Source organism: Achromobacter sp. SIMBA_011 (assembly GCF_046535435.1).
In the GTDB taxonomy this organism is placed as follows: domain Bacteria; phylum Pseudomonadota; class Gammaproteobacteria; order Burkholderiales; family Burkholderiaceae_B; genus Achromobacter; species Achromobacter dolens.
Genome location: NZ_JAWRWN010000711.1, coordinates 1 through 260, shown reverse-complemented (window position 1 = coordinate 260; position 260 = coordinate 1). Strand labels below are relative to the sequence as shown.

1 protein-coding gene is annotated in these 260 nt (G+C 67.7%); it reads left to right on the top strand.

The features are described from left to right. A partial coding sequence (locus tag SB816_RS32810; protein WP_410548355.1) for a transporter associated domain-containing protein occupies window positions 1-260 on the top strand: 260 nt, incomplete at both ends.

The window sequence follows — 260 nt, the reverse complement described above, 5'->3', positions numbered from 1 at the left end:
CGAAGAGGCCGGCAACATCATCTCGGGGCCGGACGGCCGCTACCGCGTGCGCGCGCTCACCGAGATCGAACAGTTCAACGAATCGTTCGGCACCGACTTCCCCGACGACGAAGTCGACACGATCGGCGGGCTGATCACCCATCATTTCGGCCGCGTGCCGCACCGCGGCGAGAAGCTGCAGCTCGGCAACCTCGTGTTCGAGATCCAGCGCGGCGATGCGCGCCAGGTCCACGTGCTGCTGGTGCGCCGCAACCCGCACG